Source organism: Kribbella sp. NPDC048915, assembly GCF_040649595.1.
GTDB lineage: Bacteria > Actinomycetota > Actinomycetes > Propionibacteriales > Kribbellaceae > Kribbella.
This window is the reverse complement of record NZ_JBEZFT010000114.1, coordinates 1-19,893: the sequence shown is the minus strand read 5'-3', so window position 1 is coordinate 19,893 and position 19,893 is coordinate 1. Positions and strand designations below refer to the sequence as shown.

General features: G+C 70.3%; 16 protein-coding genes. 1 reads left to right on the top strand and 15 read right to left on the bottom strand.

Features of this window, described 5'->3' with window-relative positions; genetic code table 11:
* Nucleotides 1–226: 226 nt before the first annotated feature.
* From AB0B82_RS33330 to AB0B82_RS33270, 13 genes are all read right to left on the bottom strand, one after another.
* Nucleotides 227–877 carry an NUDIX hydrolase gene (locus tag AB0B82_RS33330; protein WP_360177837.1) on the bottom strand — a complete coding sequence of 217 codons (651 nt, stop codon included), beginning with the start codon at nt 875–877 and terminating at the stop codon, nt 227–229.
* The gene (locus AB0B82_RS33325) at nt 874–2,604 is read right to left on the bottom strand and encodes a CTP synthase (protein ID WP_360177834.1); all 1,731 of its coding nucleotides are present in this window, start codon (nt 2,602–2,604) and stop codon (nt 874–876) included. The genes AB0B82_RS33330 and AB0B82_RS33325 overlap by 4 nt, the downstream gene beginning before the upstream one ends.
* Before the next feature lie 21 nt (nt 2,605–2,625).
* A complete protein-coding gene (locus AB0B82_RS33320; RefSeq protein ID WP_360177831.1) occupies nt 2,626–3,651 on the bottom strand; it encodes a glycosyltransferase family 4 protein in 1,026 nt (341 codons plus the stop codon).
* Complete coding sequence (locus tag AB0B82_RS33315) at nt 3,648–5,207, bottom strand: lipid II flippase MurJ (protein WP_360177828.1); 1,560 nt, start codon at nt 5,205–5,207, stop codon at nt 3,648–3,650. The genes AB0B82_RS33320 and AB0B82_RS33315 overlap by 4 nt, the downstream gene beginning before the upstream one ends.
* Nucleotides 5,204–6,013: a hypothetical protein gene (locus AB0B82_RS33310; protein WP_360177825.1), complete on the bottom strand. Its 810-nt coding sequence runs from the start codon at nt 6,011–6,013 to the stop codon at nt 5,204–5,206. Before AB0B82_RS33310 ends, AB0B82_RS33315 begins: the two co-directional genes overlap by 4 nt.
* 1 nt (nt 6,014) lies before the next feature.
* Nucleotides 6,015–6,962, bottom strand: coding sequence for a copper transporter (locus AB0B82_RS33305; protein ID WP_360177822.1), 948 nt, complete (start codon nt 6,960–6,962; stop codon nt 6,015–6,017).
* A complete protein-coding gene (gene steA, locus AB0B82_RS33300; protein ID WP_360177819.1) occupies nt 6,959–8,140 on the bottom strand; it encodes a putative cytokinetic ring protein SteA in 1,182 nt (393 codons plus the stop codon). The genes AB0B82_RS33305 and steA overlap by 4 nt, the downstream gene beginning before the upstream one ends.
* 97 nt (nt 8,141–8,237) lie before the next feature.
* Entirely contained in the window at nt 8,238–9,968 is a 1,731-nt protein-coding gene (recN, locus tag AB0B82_RS33295; protein ID WP_360177816.1) for a DNA repair protein RecN, read from the bottom strand.
* Nucleotides 9,968–10,951 (bottom strand): NAD kinase, encoded by a 984-nt coding sequence (locus AB0B82_RS33290; protein WP_360177813.1) that lies wholly within the window; start codon nt 10,949–10,951, stop codon nt 9,968–9,970. Before AB0B82_RS33290 ends, recN begins: the two co-directional genes overlap by 1 nt.
* A 32-nt stretch (nt 10,952–10,983) precedes the next feature.
* Complete coding sequence (locus AB0B82_RS33285) at nt 10,984–11,799, bottom strand: TlyA family RNA methyltransferase (RefSeq protein ID WP_360177810.1); 816 nt, start codon at nt 11,797–11,799, stop codon at nt 10,984–10,986.
* A 332-nt stretch (nt 11,800–12,131) separates the two neighbouring features.
* The gene (locus AB0B82_RS33280; protein ID WP_360177807.1) at nt 12,132–12,911 is read right to left on the bottom strand and encodes a hypothetical protein; all 780 of its coding nucleotides are present in this window, start codon (nt 12,909–12,911) and stop codon (nt 12,132–12,134) included.
* Between the two features lies 1 nt (nt 12,912).
* Nucleotides 12,913–13,470, bottom strand: coding sequence for a polyhydroxyalkanoate synthesis protein PhaF (locus tag AB0B82_RS33275; RefSeq protein WP_360177804.1), 558 nt, complete (start codon nt 13,468–13,470; stop codon nt 12,913–12,915).
* 970 nt (nt 13,471–14,440) lie between these two features.
* A complete protein-coding gene (locus AB0B82_RS33270; RefSeq protein WP_360177801.1) occupies nt 14,441–15,541 on the bottom strand; it encodes an HAD-IIA family hydrolase in 1,101 nt (366 codons plus the stop codon).
* A gap of 24 nt (nt 15,542–15,565) precedes the next feature.
* Here AB0B82_RS33270 and AB0B82_RS33265 point away from each other — a divergent pair, with 24 nt between their 5' ends.
* Nucleotides 15,566–16,717, top strand: a complete 1,152-nt coding sequence (locus tag AB0B82_RS33265; protein WP_360177798.1) for a DUF1015 domain-containing protein — start codon at nt 15,566–15,568, stop codon at nt 16,715–16,717.
* Nucleotides 16,718–16,781: 64 nt separating this feature from the next.
* On the opposite strand, the gene AB0B82_RS33260 is transcribed toward AB0B82_RS33265, so the two are convergent.
* Both AB0B82_RS33260 and AB0B82_RS33255 read right to left on the bottom strand, forming a co-directional pair.
* Nucleotides 16,782–17,666, bottom strand: a complete 885-nt coding sequence (locus AB0B82_RS33260) for a hypothetical protein (RefSeq protein WP_360177795.1) — start codon at nt 17,664–17,666, stop codon at nt 16,782–16,784.
* Nucleotides 17,663–18,343 carry a hypothetical protein gene (locus AB0B82_RS33255; protein WP_360177792.1) on the bottom strand — a complete coding sequence of 227 codons (681 nt, stop codon included), beginning with the start codon at nt 18,341–18,343 and terminating at the stop codon, nt 17,663–17,665. The genes AB0B82_RS33260 and AB0B82_RS33255 overlap by 4 nt, the downstream gene beginning before the upstream one ends.
* Nucleotides 18,344–19,893 lie beyond the last annotated feature (1,550 nt).

Here is a 19,893-nt window from a genome sequence, read left to right as displayed (position 1 = left end):
GCCATACGCGGGAAAACCCTCCACAGATGCGACTCCACCAACCCCACACCCCGATCACCCGCACGCCACACCATCGCCCCGGCCATCCCTCACCCGTCGGCCCGCGACCATCTCCCCTCGGGCACAAGCCAACCCACACATCCGTCAACGGACCCGGCTATCCCCTCGTGTTGGCAAGGGACACTTGGGCCAAGAGAGAGCCCTGGGTCCGGGGCGCGGGGAGAGGTCAGTGGTCCTTGGCGGGCCAGGGGGAGTCTGCGGGGCGGAGGGTGTCGAAGCCGGGGCCGTTGAGGGCGGTCCAGGCGGAGAGCGCACCCATGATCAGGATGGGGTTCTGGAGGTGGCCGGCCAGGATCGCGGCGACCACGTCGAGCAGCGGCGCCCAGACGGTCTCCATGTCCGCTTCCTCGTGGATGCGTTCGAACGCTCCCTCGGCGGGCGACAGATCGCGTGCCAGGTAGATCCGAACCGCCTCGTTCGTCAGGCCGGGTGAGGTGAACGCGTCGACCAAGATGCGCCAGTCGGCCGCCTTGGTGGCGGTCTCCTCCCACAGCTCACGCTCGGCGCCGAGGCGGTACTGCTCCCCCTGGACGTCGAGCAGCCCGGCCGGTGCCTCGAGCAACTTGTAGCCGACCGGGTGCCGGTACTGCCGAACGAGCAGCATCCGGTGCTTGTCGTCCAGCGCGACCACGCCGACGGCGCCCGGATGTACGACGACGTCGCGGACGAACTGGTCACCGACGGGCGGCTCGATCGTGTCCCGGCGTACCGAGATCACCCGCCCGGTCTCGTGCACGGTCTCCGAGGTCGAGACCGGCCAGCGCTCGGGCTGGTCGGCCAGCCCGGCGCCGAACCGGAGCTCGGGATAGTCGGTCATCGAGCCTCGACCGCGGCCTTCTCCGGCGTCTTCTTGCCCGCGGCCTTCTTGACCGGCTCCGGGTCCTCGACCGGGAGCCGGGACTCGCGCTGCCGGACCAGGGCGGCCGCGATCAGGCCGGAGAACAGCGGGTGCGGCTTGGTCGGCCGCGACCGCAGCTCGGGGTGCGCCTGGGTGGCGACGAAGTACGGGTGGACGGAGCGGTCCAGCTCGATGAACTCGACCAGCTCGTGGTCCGGCGACAGACCGCTGAACACCAGGCCGGCCGTCTCCAGCTTGTCCCGGTAGGCGTTGTTCACCTCGTAGCGGTGCCGGTGCCGCTCCTGGATCGACGGTGCGCCGTACAGGCCGCGGACGATCGACCCCTCGGCCAGGTTCGCCGGGTACAGCCCGAGCCGCATCGTGCCGCCCAGGTCGCCGGTCCCGGAGACGATGTGCTTCTGCTCCTCCATGGTCGCGATCACCGGCTGCTCGGCGTCCGGGTCGAACTCGCTGGAGTTCGCCTGGTCGAGACCGGCCAGGTTCCGGGCGACCTCGATCACCATGCACTGCAGACCGAGGCAGAGGCCGAGGATCGGCACGCCCTGCTCGCGGGCGTACCGGATCGCGCCGATCTTGCCCTCGATGCCGCGGACCCCGAACCCGCCCGGGATGCAGATCGCGTCGACGTCTCCGAGCAGCCGGGCGGCGGCCTCGGGCGTCGCGCAGTCGTCGGAGGCGATCCAGCGCAGGTTCACGCGGGCGTCGTTGTCGAAGCCACCGGCGCGCAGCGCCTCGGCGACCGACAGATACGCGTCCGGCAGGTCGATGTACTTGCCGACCAGCGCGACCGTGACGTCGTCCTTCGGGTGGTGCACGACCCGCAGCAGCTCGTCCCAGCGGGTCCAGTCGACGTCGCGGAACGGCAGGTTCAGCCGCCGTACGACGTACGCGTCCAGCCCCTCGGCGTGCAGCACCTTGGGGATGTCGTAGATCGACGGCGCGTCCGGCGCGGCGACGACGGCCTCGGTGTCGACGTCGCACATCAGCGAGATCTTCCGCTTCACGCCGTCCGGGATCGGCCGGTCCGAGCGGCAGACGACCGCGTCCGGAGCGATACCGATCGAGCGCAACGCGGCCACCGAGTGCTGGGTCGGCTTGGTCTTCAGCTCGCCGCTCGGGGCGAGGTACGGCACCAGCGAGATGTGCAGGAAGAACACGTTGTCGCGGCCGACGTCGTGCCGGACCTGCCGGGCGGCCTCGAGGAACGGCAGCGACTCGATGTCACCGACGGTGCCGCCGATCTCGTGCAGGACGACATCGACGTCGGGGCCCGCCATCGCGAGCATCCGTTCCTTGATCTCGTTGGTGATGTGCGGGATGACCTGGACGGTGTCGCCGAGGTACTCGCCGCGGCGTTCCTTGGCGATCACGCTGGAGTAGACCTGGCCGGTGGTCACGTTCGCCACGGCGGACAGGTCACGGTTCAGGAAGCGCTCGTAGTGGCCGATGTCCAGGTCGGTCTCGGCGCCGTCGTCGGTGACGAACACCTCGCCGTGCTGGAACGGATTCATGGTGCCAGGATCCACGTTGAGATACGGATCCAGCTTCTGCATGGTCACCCGGATGCCCCGCGCCGTCAGCAGACTGCCGAGGCTGGATGCCGTCAGTCCCTTGCCGAGACTGGATGCCACGCCGCCGGTGACGAATACGTGCTTGGTCTGCTGGGAATTCGAAGCCCTGTCCACGGGCCTCCAGCCTACCTCTTGTCAAGCACCGGTCGCGACGAGACCCGCGTAGATGTCGAGCAGATTCTTCGCCACGGCGTCTTCGTCCATCCATCGGGCGGCCAACTCCCGGCCACGTGTCCGCATAGCGTTCGCCGTGGCCGGCTCCGCCAGGACCGCCCGGACGCCGTCGGCCAGCCCGTCCGCATCGCCCGGAAACGCCAGTACGGCGCTGTCCCCGACGAGTTCGGGTACGCCGCCGACCGCCGTCGCGACGACCGGTACGCCGACCTGCATCGCCTCCTGGAGGACGAGCGCGCGGGCCTCCCAATGCGATGTGAGCAGAAACACGTCGGCCGCCCCGAGCAGATCGGCGACGTCGTTGCGGTGACCGAGCAGCTTGACCGGCAGCTGCTCCGCGTCGATCCGGGCCTGCAGGTTGTCCCGCAACGGTCCGTCACCGACGACGAGGAACGTGGCGTCGGGCGTCGACTCGTGGACGCGCGCGGCGACCGACAGCAGCGTCGGATAGTCCTTCTGCGGCGCCAGACGGCCCACTGTGAGGACTACGGGCCGGTCACCGACGCCGAGCTCCCGCCGCAGCCGGGCGCGCGGCGTACGGACCTGTGGTATCGCGGGGGCGGCCACCGGAGCCAGTTGCGCGTTGCGGGCGCCCAGGCTCTGCGCTAGCTCGACCAGGTCGGTGGACGCACCCAACGTCAAATCGGCGCCCTTGGCCACCAGTCGCTGCCCCATCCGCATCACCAGGCCGCGTGGGCCCGGGGTGATCACGGCGTTGTGCCAGGTGACGACCAGTGGGCGCAGCCGGGACCTGTCGCGCAGTGCGGTCATACCGGCGCGGTAGCCGTGCGCGTGGATGACGTCGCAGCCACGCAGGCCGGCTGCCTGGGAGACGACGGTGGCCGGAGCGAACTCGAAGTGCTCCGCAGTGCCAGGTGGCGCACAGACCACCACGTCGTGCCCGGCACTCACGAACCGCGGCACCAGCGAGGCGACGTGCTGCCCGATACCGCCCCGCGATTCCGCGAGCAGCAGCCCGATCCTCATACCTTCTCCCGTCGAAGCAGTGCGCGTGCGTCCGCGCGATCCAATGCAAGCACGACCACGCCGTACACGACGACGGTGGCCAGCCCGGACAGCGCCGCGAAGACCACCGCGGCAACCACACCGCGGTCACCGGCCGGGATGGACACCGCCCAGCCGGCCGCACCGGCCAGGACAGCACCGCCCAGCCCGGCCAACGCAGCGCGCGGCAGTCCGGCGAGTACGCCGCTACCTGCCTCCCGCCGGAGCACCAGCAGCAGTACGACGGCTCCCGCCACCATGCCGACCGACATGGCTGCCGCCAGTGCCGGCACCGCCGCCCATCGAGCGGTCAGCGCCACGCCACACAGCGCAACGAGTACCCACGCACCTGCGGTCACAACCGCCACCTCACGACCACAGTGACGCGCATACAGCACCCGCCCGGCGTGCATGAGTACGGCGAACCCGATGGCGGCCGGCGCGAAGAACATCAACGCGTCCACGAGTGTCGACGCGGTACCTTCCTGGACCGCGCCGTCGTCGTACGCGAAGATCCGCGCGACCGGTATCGCCGTACCGACGAGCAGCGCGGCGCCGGCCCCGCCCGCGAGCATCACGGCACGCGTGGACGCGGCGGCGTAGTAGTCGAACCGCTCCCCCGACTCGAACGCCGCTGACAGACGTGGGAAGACCGCCGTGGTGATCGGCACGGCCAGCACTGCGTACGGCAGCAGATAGGCCGCGTTCGCCCACGTGTAGACGGCGATGCTGCCCGGTACACCACGGTGGTTCGCCAGGTACGTCGTGACGACAAAAGTGAGCTGTTGCGCGACTAGTACTGCCAGGCCGGCGAGTGCGAGCCTCCGCAGTACCGGTCCGACGCCGGGGTCCAGCCGTAGCGTCGGTTTGATCGGCAGCCGCAGTACCAGCATCGGAATGAGCACTGTCAGCGCCAACGCGAGCACACCGGCCGTAGTACCCCACGCCAGCAGGTCGGTGGCGCCACGCGACGCCGCATCCGCGTTCGGAGCCGCCGCGGCGAAGAGCAAGTACGTGCCAACGACAACGAGGCTGGAGATCAGCGGAGCCAACGCGCCGGCAGCAAACCGCTTGTGGGACTGCAGTACGGCGGTGGCGATCACAGCGACCGCGTACCCGAAGACCTGCGGTACGAAGATCACCAGCATGCGCGTGGCGGTCGCCGCCGTACCGGAACACTCGGCTCCGGGATCCAGCATCGCGTCGGTGTACTGACCCGCCAGAATCCAGGCCAGCAAGGCGATCGGCGCCAGCACCACGAACGACCAAGACAGCAAGGCGCCGATGATCCGGCCCTGCGCCGCCCGGTCGCCGCGCGCCACCGGCCCGGCCAGCACCGGGATCACCGCGCCCGCGAGCGCCCCGCCGGCGACTACCTCGAACAGGATGTTCGGCAGCTGGTTGGCGGTCGTGTAAGCCTCGGCCAGACAGCCCGCGCCGACGGTCTTCGAGAAGACCAGCCAGCGCCCGAACCCGACAACCCGCGCCAGAACTGTGACGGCCGCGACCACCAGAGCGGCGCGGGCGAGTCTGCTCACCTGGGGCGTCGGCCCCACTGGTCGATCTTGTCCAGCACCGGCGTGTCGGCGATGACCTTGGTGAAGCTGACCTTCTCGCTGGCCAGGTTCAGTCCGACGACGGCCGCGAGGACGAGGGTCTTCAGCGGGCGCGGCAGCGTAGCGGCGAGCGCGGTGCCGGTGACGGCACCAAGGCCGTTCGCGCCGCAGTCACCGAGCATCGACCGCTCGCCGAGGTCGGACGGAGCAGCAGCGGCGGCAGCACCGACGACGGCACCGGCCGGACCGTTCACCACGGCGAGCGGTGCGTTCAGTGCGGTCACGGCCTTCAGCGCGCGGCCCGGGCGCAGATCGAGCAGGTTGGTGAGGTTCGCCGTACCCGCGATCAAGGCGCCGTCGGCAACGACTCCGGCCACAGCCCGCACGCCCCGCGACTTCCGCGGCAGCAGCGCCGCGGCGACGAGCCCGGCCGCGCCGACACCGAGGATCTTCACCGCACCGCTGGTCACCTCACCGCGCTGCAACGCGCTCAGGTGGCCGCGAAAACCCTTCGCCTGCGTCGTTCCACGCAGGTCGTCGTATGCGCCGACCGCGCCCGACACCGCACCAGCGACGATCGCCGCGGTCTTCACCTTGGCGTTGCCCCGGGACGCCGCGACACCGGCCAGCGCGCCGAGCACCGTCACCGGCCCCTCCAGCAGCGTCACCGGCTCACCGCGGTGGTTGGTGCGCTCGAACGGCTCCCGGTTCTCCTTCGGCAGCTTCCCGGCCGCGCGCTCGAGCCCGGCCGTAGCAGCCGCCGCGAGGGCGGCGCTCAGAATTCCCACGTCAGTTGTCCTTGTCCTGTACGGCCGTCGGCGCGACGCCGTTCTTCGCGTTGATCGCGCCGTACTGCCCCGCCTTGCCGTCCGCCTGCTCGGCGAGCGAGAAGACGACCGTCGCCTGCCCGGCGGGGATGTCGGCCACGTCCACCGAAGAAACGATCTTGGTGGCGTCGGAGTCACTCCGCAAGGCCTTGAGCAGTCCGCCGTCCGCCGCGGTGTCCGGCGTACCGGCGACCACGACGCCGCCGCTGCCGAGGTCCAGGCCCTCGGCGAAGTCGACGCTGTCGGTGTACGCCGAGTTGTCCGGCAGCGGGGTCGGCGGCTTCGCGGCGACCACCACGATCAACGTCGCGCGGTCCTTGATCTGCGACGGCTTCAGCGACAGCAGCTTCGCGCCGGTCAGGCCGCTGACCACCCTGGTCGAGTCGGCGTCACCGGTCTTGCCGCTGTCCTTGGCCGCGATGCCGCGCGCGAGCAGCAGCCCGGCCCGCTGGTACGTCGTACTGTCGGCCGGAATCTCCATGTCGGCGGTGACCAGCTGGTTGACCAGGGTCTCGACCAGCTGCCGCTGGCCGGGGTCGAACATCTTCGCGTCCAGCGCGACCTTCGTGGTGACGACGGCGCCGGCCTTCTCGATCTCTTCCTGTACGCCGTTGGTCAGGTCGTTGTCGGCGCTCGGCATCGTGACGATCGCGACCTTCTTGTTCGCCAGCTTGCCGTCGGTCATCCCGGCGGTCACCTTGGCGACATAGTCGTCGCGGTACTTGTCCAGCGCCTTCACCTGCATCAGCTCGGCCCGCGCCTCGGCCAGCTGTTGCCGGTCCTTCTCGGCCTGACTGGCCACGAACTGGCTGCCGGTGCCCTTCAACGGCCCGGCGCCGAGCACCACGCCCGCGCCCAGGGCGAAGAAGATCGCCACGATCGAGACGATGTGGTAGCGAAAGTCGATCACGTGAACAGCTCCCGGATCCAGTAGACGAAGTCGCTCCAGCGCGCCCGCAGGATCGACCAGACGACGTCGTCGGCACCGATGGCGACCATCGCCATCGCGACCGCGAACAGGCCCGCCACCATCAACGCGACGACCTGGAGCGTCGAGACCCGGCTGCGGTACAGCCGGCCGACACCCTTGGCATCCACCAGTTTGGCACCGACCCGCAATCGGGTGATGAACGTACTCGCCATCCCGGAGCGTCCCTTGTCGAGGAACTCCACCAGCGAGTTGTGGGTACCGACCGCGACGATCAGCGACGCACCCTTGGAGTCGGCCAGCAGCATCGCGACGTCCTCGCTGGTCCCGGTGGCCGGGAACTCGATCGAGTCGACGCCGAGCCGTTCCAGCCGCTCGGAGCCCGGCGCGCGGCCGTCGCGGTAGGCGTGCACCACCACTTCGGCGCCGCTCTTCAGCGTGTCGTCCTTCACCGAGTCCATGTCGCCGACGATCAGGTCCGGGACGTACCCGTTCTCGACCAGCGCGTCGGCGCCGCCGTCCACCCCGATCAGCACCGGCCGGTACTCGCGGATGTACGGGCGCAGCGCGACCAGGTCGTCGCGGTAGTCGTATCCGCGGACCACGATCAGGACGTGCTTGCCCTCCATCGGCGTATGGATCTGCGGTACGCCGACGCCGTCGAGGAGCAGGTCCTTCTCCCGGCGCAGGTACTCCAGCGTGTTGGCGGTGAACGCCTCGAGCTGCGTGGACAAGCCGGCGCGGGCCTCGTCCATCAAGTCCGCGACCGTCTGGCTGTCCTGGACGAAGCCCTTCGCGACCGCCTCCTGGCCGCGGTACAGCGTGCCGTCGTCGAGCCGGACCTGCTCGCCCTCGTGCAGGATCGAGAAGACCTCGCGGCCGACCCCGTCGACCAGCGGGATACCCGCCTGGACGAGGATCTCCGGGCCGAGGTTCGGGTACCGGCCGCTGATCGAGTCGGCCACGTTCACCACGGCGGCGACCCGGCAGTCGACCAGCGCCTCGGCACTCACCCGGTCCAGGTCGACGTGATCGATGACCGCGATCTCACCCGGCTTGAGCCGTTTGGTGAGATTCTTGGTACGCCGATCGAGCCGGACCACGCCGGTGATACCGGGCAGTTCAGTGGGTCGCGCTCTCCGCAGGCTGAGCAGTTTCATCGCACCCTCATCCTGCCATGTCAAGAGCCCCTCTCCGGTTCATTTACCCGGCGGGGGTCTTGTTCACGCACTGAAATATCGGTAACAGTGCGTCAAATCATCCTTTGGAACGAGATTTCCGCCGCGGTTTGCGCCGTTCCGCGGCGAGCGCAAGCAGTTCCTCGGCGTGCGCCTGGGCGGCGTCGGAGTTCTCCAGGCCGGCCATCATCCGGGACAGTTCCTTCAGCCGGGCGTCGTCGTCCAGAGCGACCAGGCCACTCGTGGTCACCGAGCCGTCGTCACTCTTCAGAACCACGGCGTGCCGGTCCGCGAACGCAGCCACCTGCGGCAGGTGCGTCACCACGATCACCTGGGCCTTCTCGGCCAGCCGGGCAAGCCGTTTCCCGACCTCGACCGCGGCGCGGCCACCGATCCCCGCGTCGATCTCGTCGAACACCAGCGTCGGCACCGGGTGTGTGTCGGACAGGATCACCTCGAGCGCGAGCATCACCCGGGAGAGTTCACCGCCGGACGCGGCCTTCTGCAGCGGGCGCGCCGGGCTGCCCGGGTTCGCCGCGAAGCAGAACTCGACCTCGTCGATGCCGAACGGCCCGGGCGTGGTCTCGTGCACCTCGACCGACAGCGTCGCGTGCGGCATCGCCAGGCCGGACAGTTCCTCGGACACAGCGACTCCGAGGCGTTGCGCGGCCTCGATCCGGGCCTGCCGGATCTGCTGCCCGAGGTCGGCGAGTTTCGCGTCCAGCTCGGCCAGCTCGGCCGTCAACTGCTCGACGCGCTCGTCGCTGCCGTCCAGCTCGGCCAGGCGATCGGCCGACCGCTTCGTCCAGTCGATGACCTCGTCCACAGTGCCCTGGTCGGCGCCGTACTTGCGGACCAGATTGGTCAGCAGCGCGCGCCGTTCACTCACCACCGCGAGCCGCGCCGGGTCGGTGTCGACATCGGCGGCGTACGACGAGAGCTCCTGAGCCAGATCGGCTGCGAGGTACCCGAGCTCACCGGCCCGATCGGCCAGCTCGGCGATCTTCGGGTCGTGCTCGCGCTCACCGTCGAGAACCTGTTTCGCCAACGCCAGCAGGCCCAGTACGTCGTTCGGACGGGTGGCGTCGAGGTCCTCCGAAGCGATCGCATCCGCCGCCGTCGTGGCCGCCGTACGCAACCCGTCGGCGTACGCGAGCCGCTCCTCCTCCGCCGCGAGCTCGACGTCCTCACCGGGCTGCGGCTCCGCCTTGGCGACCTCGTCCAGACCGAAGCGCAGCAGATCGGCCTCGGCCAGACGGTCGCGCTCGCGCGTGGTCAGCTCGGTCAGCTCAGCCTCGATGTCACGGTGCCGCTTGTACGCAGCGGAGTACTCCTGCAGCGGCACCAGCACCGCCTTGCCCGCGAACGTGTCGAGCGTCTCGCGCTGCCGGGCCGGCTGCAGCAACCGCCACTGATCCGCCTGCCCGTGGATCGCGACCAGATCCCCGGAGATCTCGCCCAGCACCGACACCGGCACCGACGCGCCGCCGAGGAACGCCCGCGAACGGCCCTCCGACGACAACTCGCGCGCGATCAGCAGCTCGTCGTCGTCCAGCTCGCCGCCACGGTCCTCGGCCTGCTGCACGATCGCCTTCGGTACGGCGCTCGCGCGGCCCTCGACCCGCGCGCGCCGGGTGCCATGGCGCACCAGACCGCTGTCCGCGCGGCCGCCGAGCAGCATGTTCACCCCGGTCACAACCATCGTCTTGCCGGCGCCGGTCTCACCGGTGACGGCGGTGAACCCCGGGTCGAGGTCCAGCGTCGCGTCCTCGATCACACCCAGCCCGGTGATGCGGATCTCCGAAAGCATCAGTTCTCCTGTTGGCGGTTTCCGTCGGCGCTGCTGCTGGTGTTTTCGCTGTGATTGTGGGTGTTGTTGCCGTTGCGTTTGCGTTCGGCGGCGCCGCGCCAGCCGAGCACCGGGAGGTCGAACTTAGCCACCAGCCGGTCGGTGAACGGCGCCTCGTGGGCCCGCGCCAGCCGGACCGGCGTCGAACCCCGCCGGACCTGGATCTCGGCCCCCGGCGGCACCTCGACCATCCGCCGGCCGTCGCACCACAGCACCCCGCGGCCGTGCCACGACGGCACCAGCTCGATCGACAGCCGCGACGTCGGCGCCACCACGATCGGCCGCGAGAACAACGCGTGCGCGCTCAGCGGCACCATCAGGATCGCCTCGACCTCCGGCCACACGATCGGCCCGCCGGCCGAGAACGCGTACGCCGTACTCCCGGTCGGGGTCGCGACCACGACACCGTCGCAGCCCCACCGCGACAGCGGGCGGTCGTCCACCTCGACCAGCACCTCGAGCATCTTCTCCCGGGCCGCCTTCTCGACGCTCGCCTCGTTCAGCGCCCAGGTGTCGAAGATCAGATGGCCGTCGAGCAGGACGTCGACGGCCAGCGTCATCCGCTCCTCGACCGCGTAGCTGCGGTCCACCACCACCTGGACGATCCGCTCCAGGTCGTCGACCTCGGCCTCGGCCAGGAACCCGACGTGGCCCAGGTTCACCCCGAGCACCGGCGTACCGTGCGGGCGGGCGAGCTCGGCACCGCGCAGGATCGAGCCGTCGCCGCCGAGCACCATGATCAGCTCGACGTCGTTCGCCGCCTTCTCCGGGTCGTCGACGATCTCCGCCGGATCGAGCTCGAGTGCCTCGGCCTCGCCGCCGAGCAGGCGCACCAGCATCCCGGCCCCGGTCAGCAGCCGGTGCGCGGCACGCGCCACCTCGACCGCCTCTTCCCGGCCGGTGTGCGTGACCAGCAGCACGCGCCGCGGCTCCTGCTCAGCCAAGCCCTGCCTCCTTCAGCGGTTCCTGCTGCGACCTACTGGGGTCCGTGTTCGATCGCGGACTGGAGCATCGTCTCATCGAGTGCCGGCGCTTCCCTGCGTATCCACAGGAAGTATTCGACATTTCCTGACGGGCCAGGTAACGGACTGGCGGCAATCCCCTGGATTCCCCACCCCAGTTCGCTCGCCTTGGCCGCCACCCCCCGGACCGCGTCCGCGCGCAGCTCCGGATCCCGTACGACGCCGCCCTTACCGAGCCGTTCCTTCCCGACCTCGAACTGCGGCTTGACCATCAGGACCAGGTCGCCGTCCGTTTTCACCACACCGATCAGCGCCGGCAGCACGAGCGTGAGACTGATGAAACTCAGGTCGCTGACCACGAGATCGACCGGTTCACCGCCGATGTCGTCGAGCGTCAGCGAACGGACGTTCGTCCGGTCCATCACCGTCACGCGCTCGTCGGTCTGCAGCGCCCACACCAGCTGGCCGTATCCGACGTCGACGGCGATGACATGCGCGGCCTCGTTGCGCAGCAGTACGTCGGTGAAGCCGCCGGTGGACGCGCCCGCGTCGAGCGCGCGACGGCCCTGTACCTGGATCGCGGGGAACGCCTCGAGCGCGCCGAGCAACTTGTACGCGCCGCGGCTCGCATACCCCGGATCGTCGTGCTCAGAGGTATCCACCACGATCGCCGCATCCGCCCCCACCCCGGTCGCCGCCTTCGTCGCCACGGTCCCGGCCACCTTCACCTTGCCCGCCGCAATCAACTCCCCCGCCTGCTCCCGAGAACGAGCCAACCCCCGCCGAACCAACTCGGCATCCAACCGAAGCCGCTTGACCCCTTTAGCCATCACCCATCACCCCTCGCACCGCCGCACGCCGAGCACCGGCCGGCTGCGCGGCGGGACGCACGGCGCAGCGGGACGCACGGCGCAGCGGGACGCACGGCGCAGCGGGACGCACGGCGCAGCGGGACGCACGGCAGGCCGGGCGGTGTGCGGCTGGCGATGCGCGGCGTGGCGATGTGCGGCGTGGCGGGGCGTGGCGGGGTGCGGCGGGGTGCGGCGGGGTGCGCGGGTGCCGGCCACGTGGCGGCAGGCCGGGCGGTGAGCGGCGCGGTGGGGTACCGGGGCGCGTGCCGGGTGGTGGGCAGAAGGATGGATGGCATGCGGGCGGGGTCCGGTTATCCCCGCTCGCCCTGGTCGGCGTCGGCCTCGACCAGAGCGGTCTGCAGCCGCTCGTGCAGGTCGGCGTACACGTCGCCGTGCTCGCTCACCGGCTTGTCGCGCAGTTCGTCGAGCCGCGCCATCGTCTCCTCGACCAACGGATGCCCACCTTCGGTGTCCCGCTCCTCGTACTCGGTCTCCGCATCTGGATCCGCAGACCCAGCCTCGTACGAATGCTCATGCTCCGCACCCGGCTCCCGCGCAAACTCCGCCCCGAACTCAACCTCCGCCGGATCCACATGCTCGGCCACGTCCGCGTCCTCCGACGGCTCCCCGACAGAGCCGGCCTCGTACGCATGCTCATGCTCCGCACCCGGCTCCCGCGCAAACTCCGCCCCGAACTCAACCTCAACTGGGTCGACGTGCTCGGTCAGGCGATGGTGTTCGCCCTCCGTCGACTGCTCACTCGCGTACTGAGCCGACTCCGCCGCGCCGTCCTCGGACACCTGCGACTCCGTTTGCCCAGGGTCCGCGACGTCGTCCCACACATGCCCTGCTTGCTCATACGTGGCGGACGGTGCGGCGTACTCGATCGGACTTCCGGATGTCTGCTCGGAGCCGTACTCCGCCGACTGCCCGCCGGGGTGTTCGGTGAACGCCGGCCCGCCGGGCTCGGAGTCGTAGTCCGGTTCGGTGTCGTAGTCGGGGCCGTCCTGGCGCTCCTCGGACGGGTCGGCGCCGGGCTCGACGTCCGGGTCCACGGCCGGTGGGAACTGCTCGCCGGGGTGCTCGGTCATATCAGGCCTTCTTCGAGATCTTCTTCGCCGGTGCCTTCTTGGCCGCCTTCTTCGCCGCGGCCTTCTTGGCCGGAGCCTCCGCCGCCGGAGCCGCGGCCTTCTTCGCGGCAGCCTTCTTCGCCGCGGCCGGTGCGTCGACCGCAGTCGCCTCAAGTACCTCGTCCGCTGCCGGGTCTGCGTCAGCCAGGTCCGCGTCAGCCAGGTCCGCAGCGGCGCCCGACTCAGCGGCGCCCGACTCAGCGGCTGCCGCGCGCAGCTCGGCGAGCTCGGTCTCCAGCGCCTTCACCCGGCGCGTGAGCCCCGCAACCTCCTCCGAACGCACGAACCCGAGCCGCGCGACCGCGCCCTCGACCTCGTTCGACACGATCGCCTGCAGCAACTGCCGATTGCTCTTGCTGGTGGCAACGATCTCGTCCGCCAGTTCGCTCGCCTTGGTCGTCAGCGAATCCGCCCCGGTCTGCTGCAGCAACGCCTTCGCCGCGGCCTGGGCCTTCTGCTTGGTGACCTCGGTCAGCCCGCTCGCCAGCTGTACGTAGCCGCGCACTGCGTCCAACACCATGACTGCCTCCTCGCATCGTCCCCAGCAACGTTAACGCCTCACCCCCACAACACCACCAACCACGCTCCCCACACGCCCATTACCCCTTCCCCCATCCCGTCACCACCCCGGTCAGCATCCCCACGCTGGTACGGCGCCCCTCGCCCGCCGCACCCCGTACAGGCCGAGACCGCGCGACCGGGGCACGCGAACGGCACCAGCGGGAGCCGGCGGATGACGACTTTGTGCACCAGACCCGTACTTCCGCGGCCAATTCGTACGGATCTGATGCACAAAGTCACACTACTCGGGCCCGAGTCGCGGACCGCCCCCGCGCGGGCACGCCGAGCGCCTCGTCGCGGCTGAACAGCACCAGCCGAGGCCGGCGGACGACTTTGTGCACGAGATCCGCATTTCCGCGGCCGATTCGTACGGATCTGGTGCACAAAGTCACACCACCTAGATGATTGATGCACGGCCTGGTCTGGATTCGGTGGTCCTCGGCGGTGATGGTGCAGAGGACGCTCGGGCGTTTGGCGTGTGGCGTGTGTCAGGTCGACAGGACGTCTCTCGTGCCAGGGGTCACAGCTGAGCGTGAATCAGACACCGAACACACCCGCTCCGCACCACACGAACTGTCGAGCGTGCACACCTTCGGGCCGTGCATCAATCATCGAGGCGTAATGGCGCACGGCGCGGCCGTGCGGTGGTCGCGGGCGGAACGCCGTACGGGGATCGGTCGCCCTGCGAGCTCCAGCGGGCACGGCGACGCGAGGAGGGCGTCGGGTACGACGAGGGCAGTATCGACGCGCGGCGAACCGTGGGCAGGGTTCCTCGTCGGCACGCCTCTGGGGAACCCCCGTCCCGTCGTACGACGTGAAGCGGGCCCGGCAACTCGAGGGAACGGCCGCGCGCAGGCCCCGCCCGCCCACTCTCACGAACAGGCGGCCGGGCTGGCGGGCGGGCGGGCGGGCGGGCGGGCGGGCGGAAGCTACTTCGACAGGCCGATGCGGTGGAGGGCGGCGTCCAGGGCGATGGCGTCTGCCGTGGGCGTCGGCTTCGGGCGGGGGCGGCGGCCTCGGGTGGTCTTGGACTTGGGTGCCTCGGCGGGCGCGTCGACGGCTGCCCATACCGCGGACAGGATCGCGCGCAATCCGTCGTACGGCTCACCCTCGCCCTTCACGGTGACAGCGTTGTCCACGACCTCCGTGGTCCACCCGCCGGACACGTGCTTCGACCCCTCGACCGTCACCCCGGGCTGTTTCTCGGCCAAGGCACTGAGATCGGCGGCGATGTACGTCGGCCGCTGATGCTTCGGCGCCCGGGCGAGGTCGTACGCGTCGTGGACCCCGGTGGCCACCCACAGGCTCGCGATCCCGACCGCGTTCGCGCCCTCGATGTCGGAGTCGAGGCGGTCGCCGATCATCAACGGGCGCTTGGCTTCCAGCCGTTCGATGCTGGTCTCCAGCAGCGGCGGCTCGGGTTTGCCGGCGACCACCGGATCGACGTCGACCGCGGCCCGGACCGCCTGCACGAGGGTGCCGTTGCCCGGCGCCTTACCAGCGGCGGTCGGGATCGTCAGGTCGAGGTTGGTCGCGAACCACTTCGCGCCCTCGTTGATCGCGTGCGCACCGTCGGCGAGCATCACCCAGTTCACGTCCGGGTGGAATCCCTGCACCACGGCGACCGGCCGCGCGTCACTCGACCGTACCGGCGTCAACCCGTACTCCTCGAGCGCGACCTGCAGCCCTTCGCCGCCGACCACGAGCACCGGCGACCCTTCCGGGAACTCGCTCGCGATCAGCTTCGCCGCCGCCTGCGCCGACGTCACCACGTCGTCCGCGATCACGTCCAGCCCGAACGATGCGAGGTGCTCGGCAACGACCCGCGCCGGCCGGCTGGCGTTGTTGGTGATGTACCCGATCCGCATGCCTTCCTTGGCGGCCTTGCGGAGGTTTTCCGGCGCATCCGGTACCGGATCCGGCCCGACGTACACGACGCCGTCCAGGTCCAGCAGCGCGACGTCGTACCGGCCGGCGAGCGGTTCGTCACATGCCGACAGCGGCTCCGGCGATTGGCGTTTCGTGCTCATGCTTCACCCCGTACGATGCGCCGCATGCCGGATGCGAAGGCGGTGCTGCGACTCGAGCCGCTGCGCGCGTGGCGGTTCGTGGCGGGCAAGGTCAGCGGCCTCGGCGCCGTCACGTCGCCGCCGTACGACGTGCTGGAACCCGCCATCGTCCGGCGGCTGACTGATTCTGATCTGCACAACATGGTGAGGCTCATCCTTCCACGCGATCCGGAGCTCGGTCCCTCCCGGTACGACGAACCGGCGCGACGGCTCGCCCGCTGGCAGCAGGACGGCGTGGTGGTGCAGGACGAGCGGCCCGCGCTGTACGTGTACGAGCAGCGCCTGGGCAACGCCGTACTGTGCGGACTGGTCGGCGCGCTCCGCCTGGACCCCACGCGCCAGGTGGTGCTGCCGCACGAGAACGTGATGCCGCACTGGGTCGACGACCGGCTCAGGCTGATGGAAGCGACCGACGCCGACCTGGAGCCGATTCTGCTCGCGTACGCCGACGGTGGTGCGGCGAGTGACGCCGTGGACGCGGCCCGGTCCGGTGAACCGTGGCTGGAGGCGGAAACGTACAACGGCGCCGAACACACCATCTGGCGCATCGAGGACCCCGGGGTGCTCGCGGCGATCGAGTCGGAGCTGGCCAAGCGCGAGGCGGTCATTGCGGACGGGCACCATCGCTACGCGGCGTACCTGGAGCGCCAGCTGCGCGATCCGCTCCGGCCTGGCGCGGAGGTCGGTCTGGCGATGCTGGTGGACTACGTCAGGCACCCGTTGACGCTGGATCCGATTCACCGCGTCGTACCGGGACTGCACCTGGCGACGGTGCGTTCGCGTACGCCGTCCACGTGGCGGGTGGAGGCTGGTCGTGCTGAGGACGGTGGCGACCGGATCGCGGTCACGGACGGCTCTGAGTGGCTGACGCTGCACAGTGCGTCGGAGAACCCGATGGTGGTGTTACTGCACGACGAGTTGCTGCCGGCGTGGGGTGTGGACGACGAGGACATCAGCTTCCACCACACGCTCGCGGACGCGTTGGCGTTGGCGGGGCCACAGCAGGTGGCTGTAGAGCTGACAGCACCTCGAATGGACCAGGTACTGCGTTCTGCCGCGCAAGGCGTCGTACTGCCGCAGAAGGCGACGTCCTTCGGCCCTAAGCCGCGAGTAGGTCTGCTGTTCCGCACGCTGTAGGACGGTCGCAGCAAACAAATGCCCCGACGGCGGTTGGACGTCGGGGCACTCGCACTTCTGCCAACTACTCCGGGCGGCCCTCGGACACCTCGTCAGCCGCCTCCGCCACGACGTCGCTGTCGTCCTCGTCCGCGTCGGTGTCGTCCAGGTCGTCCGCGTCGTCCGCGTCATCCGCGTCATCCGTGCTGTCGTCGGCGACGTCGTCCGTACCGGCGTCGTCCGTACCGGCGTCGTCCGCGTCGTCACCGGTCAGCTCGGCGAGGGTCTCGGCCGTGGTGTCGGTGTCGTCGAAGTACTCCTCGACGATGGTGTCGTCCTCGTCCAGGTCGGTGAACTCGAGGCCTTCCAGCTCCGCCGCGCGCTCCGCCGCACCCGTCAAACCGTCACCATCGACACCGGCAGCCCGGTGGAACCACACCAGGGCGTCATCCGTACGTCCAGCCTCCGCCAGCGCGTCCGCGTACGCGTACCGCAGCCGCGGCAACCACTCCGCCCGCGTCCGCTTCGTCAGCTCCGGCACGTCGAGCATCTGGATCGCCGCCCGGGTCTGCCCCAGGTCGCGCCGCGCCCCGGCCGCGACGATCAGCAGCTCGATCTGCGTCGCCTCCGACAGGTCGTGGACGTGCTTGTCCTTGGTCAGCGCCAGCGCCTTGTCCGGCCGTCCGAGCGCCCGCTCGCAGTCGGCCATCATCGCGAGAACCTCGTGGTTCCCGGTCATCCGCCGTACCGCCCGGAACTCGGTCAGCGCCTCGTCGTAGTGCTCAGCGAGGTACGCCGTGATCGCGACAGCCTCGCGCACCCCGCCGAGCCGCGAGGCCAGCCGACGCGCCGTCCGCGCATGCTGGTACGCGAGCTCCGGGTCGTCGTCGATGAACCGCCCGGACGCCACCAGGTGCTGTGCAACGAGGTCGGCGAGCGTCCGCGGCAACGACCGCAGCTCGAGCTTCACCGACCGATCGAGCTCGGCACCGGTGATCCCTTCCGGAATCTTCGGGTCGTCGCGCCGTGGCCCGACCTTCTCCTCGCGCTCCTCGCGACGGAACCCGCCGCGCCGATCATCACGCCCACCGGATCCACGCCGCTCGTCGCGACCACCGCTGCGCCCACGCGAGTCCCCGGCCCCCGACCGTCCGCGCGCGTCACCGCGCTCGTCCCGCCGGAACGGACCGCGCTCACCACGCGCCGGCCCGCCGGCCCGAGCGGGTCCACGCCCACGCGTATCCGTACGGTCGTCCCGTCGGGGCCCACGCGCATCGTCCCCGCCGCGCCGGTACGAACCACCCGACCCGCCACGCTCATCACGCCGGAACCCACCGCGATCGTCGCCGCCGCGCTCATCGCGCCGGTAACCACCGCGGTCGTCGCCGCCGCGATCGTCACGCCGGTAACCACCGCGGTCGTCCCCACCGCGACCATCACGCCGGTAACCACCACGGTCATCGCCGCCCCGACCATCACGCCGGTAACCACCGCGATCGTCCCCGCCCCGACCATCACGCCGGAAGCTCCCGCGATCATCACCGCCACGGTCGTCACGTCGGTAACCGCCGCGCGAGTCGCCATCACGAGCGTCGCGCCGGTACCCACCGCGATCGTCACGGCCACGATCGTCACGGCCGCCGTCACGTCGGCCGGCTACGCCACGTCCGGCGCCCCGATCGTCCTTGCGGTATCCACCGTCACGCCCGCCGCGGCCCGACAACTGTCCGCCGAACGGGTCCCGCTCGTTCTTGTCGTCCCCGCGCGAACCGGCGAAGCCGCGACGGTTCTCGGCGTTCTCGTCCCGATCCCGGTACGACGAACCGCCCGAGCGCCCCGCCGCACCGCCGGAGCGACCACCCGCGAACCCACCGCGCCGCCCCGGAGCACCGCCGCTGCGCCCGGCAGCAGACCCACGTCCGCCACCAGCGCCCGCACGACCACCACCGGACCCCGCGCGACCACCACCCGAACCCGAGCCCGAGCGACCGGCGCCGTAACCTCCCGACTTACCGGAATTCGAGCCCGAGCGACCGGAGTCCGACCGTCCGCCACCGGCACCGCCCGAACGGCCGGCGCCCCCGGAGGAACCACGTCGGTCCCCGGAACCGGAGGAAGAATTGCGAGGTGGCGTAGCCACGGTGACTCCTAACGATGCAAAAGAGCAGTAATCGGACAAACGTTACCGCGCCCACCCCGAACTCCCCGCCTCCGGTCGCCGCCCGCAGGGCAGCATCAAGAGACAGTCGGTAGGCAGGCTCAGCCGCAATTCGGCCGACGATGAATGGCGGTCCGCGGGCCCGCGACCCCAAAGACCACCGATCAATGGTATGCGCTGCCCAACCTCCCGCCGACCACCCGGAACCCGACACTGCCGGTTGGCGTCCGGCCCGCCTCCCCCAACGGCCCACCCAGTCGGCCCGCTCAGGCCCTGCCGAACCCTCTGAGTCCGCCTGGGCCGCTGTCCGGCCGCCGACCCCACGTCGGAGGCATGCCGGCGGTGGTGAACTCGGTAGATGCGGCGGCGTGGAGCAGCGCGGTGGAGCAGCGCGGTGGAGCAGCGCGATGGAGCAGCGCGATGGAGCAGCGCGGTCGAGCAGCGCGGTCGAGCAGCGCGGTCGAGCAGCGCGGTCGAGCAGCGCGGTGGTCGGAGGGACTCGGACGTCGCCACGCGGTGGGTTCACCCATGGTGTTGTGGGCTCCGCACCCTTTACACGCGCACCAAACCCTGCACCGCCTGCAACTGCTGACCCGCGAAAATCTTCTAGGAGAGTTTTCCGCACGACAGTGGAGGCTTTTGCCCGCCATACGGGGAAAAACCCTCCATAGATGCGGCGCACGCCACCATCACCCCGCGTCCTCATCACCTCAGGCCCCGATCACCTCAGGCCCCGATCACCGCGCGCCCCCGATCACTTGCACGCTCCCATCGCCCCGGCCATCCCGCACCCCGTCTGCCCGCGATCATCTCCCCTCGGGCGGAAGCCAACCCCAGACATCAGTCAGCGGACCCGGATATCTCTTGTGTAGGGGCCATGCGACCGACCGCCGACGCGGGGCGGCCGGTCGGGTCGCGACGGGGTGCCTGACGGGGTGCCTGACGACGAGGTTACGGCCGGCTGATCCGCGGGACGGCGTGCGAGTGGATGACCGCGCGTGTTGGGGGTTCTTCGTCGGTATGAGAGCAGAGAACCCCT

Excerpts from the sequence above, each read along its gene's own strand:
- AB0B82_RS33270 (WP_360177801.1), bottom strand. The coding sequence starts at position 15,541 with ATGAGCACGAAACGCCAATCGCCGGAGCCGCTGTCGGCATGTGACGAA.
- AB0B82_RS33280 (WP_360177807.1), bottom strand. The coding sequence starts at position 12,911 with ATGACCGAGCACCCCGGCGAGCAGTTCCCACCGGCCGTGGACCCGGAC.
- AB0B82_RS33320 (WP_360177831.1), bottom strand. The coding sequence starts at position 3,651 with ATGAGGATCGGGCTGCTGCTCGCGGAATCGCGGGGCGGTATCGGGCAG.
- steA (WP_360177819.1), bottom strand. The coding sequence starts at position 8,140 with ATGAAACTGCTCAGCCTGCGGAGAGCGCGACCCACTGAACTGCCCGGT.
- AB0B82_RS33330 (WP_360177837.1), bottom strand. The coding sequence starts at position 877 with ATGACCGACTATCCCGAGCTCCGGTTCGGCGCCGGGCTGGCCGACCAG.
- AB0B82_RS33265 (WP_360177798.1), top strand. The coding sequence starts at position 15,566 with ATGCCGGATGCGAAGGCGGTGCTGCGACTCGAGCCGCTGCGCGCGTGG.
- AB0B82_RS33285 (WP_360177810.1), bottom strand. The coding sequence starts at position 11,799 with ATGGCTAAAGGGGTCAAGCGGCTTCGGTTGGATGCCGAGTTGGTTCGG.
- recN (WP_360177816.1), bottom strand. The coding sequence starts at position 9,968 with ATGCTTTCGGAGATCCGCATCACCGGGCTGGGTGTGATCGAGGACGCG.
- AB0B82_RS33275 (WP_360177804.1), bottom strand. The coding sequence starts at position 13,470 with ATGGTGTTGGACGCAGTGCGCGGCTACGTACAGCTGGCGAGCGGGCTG.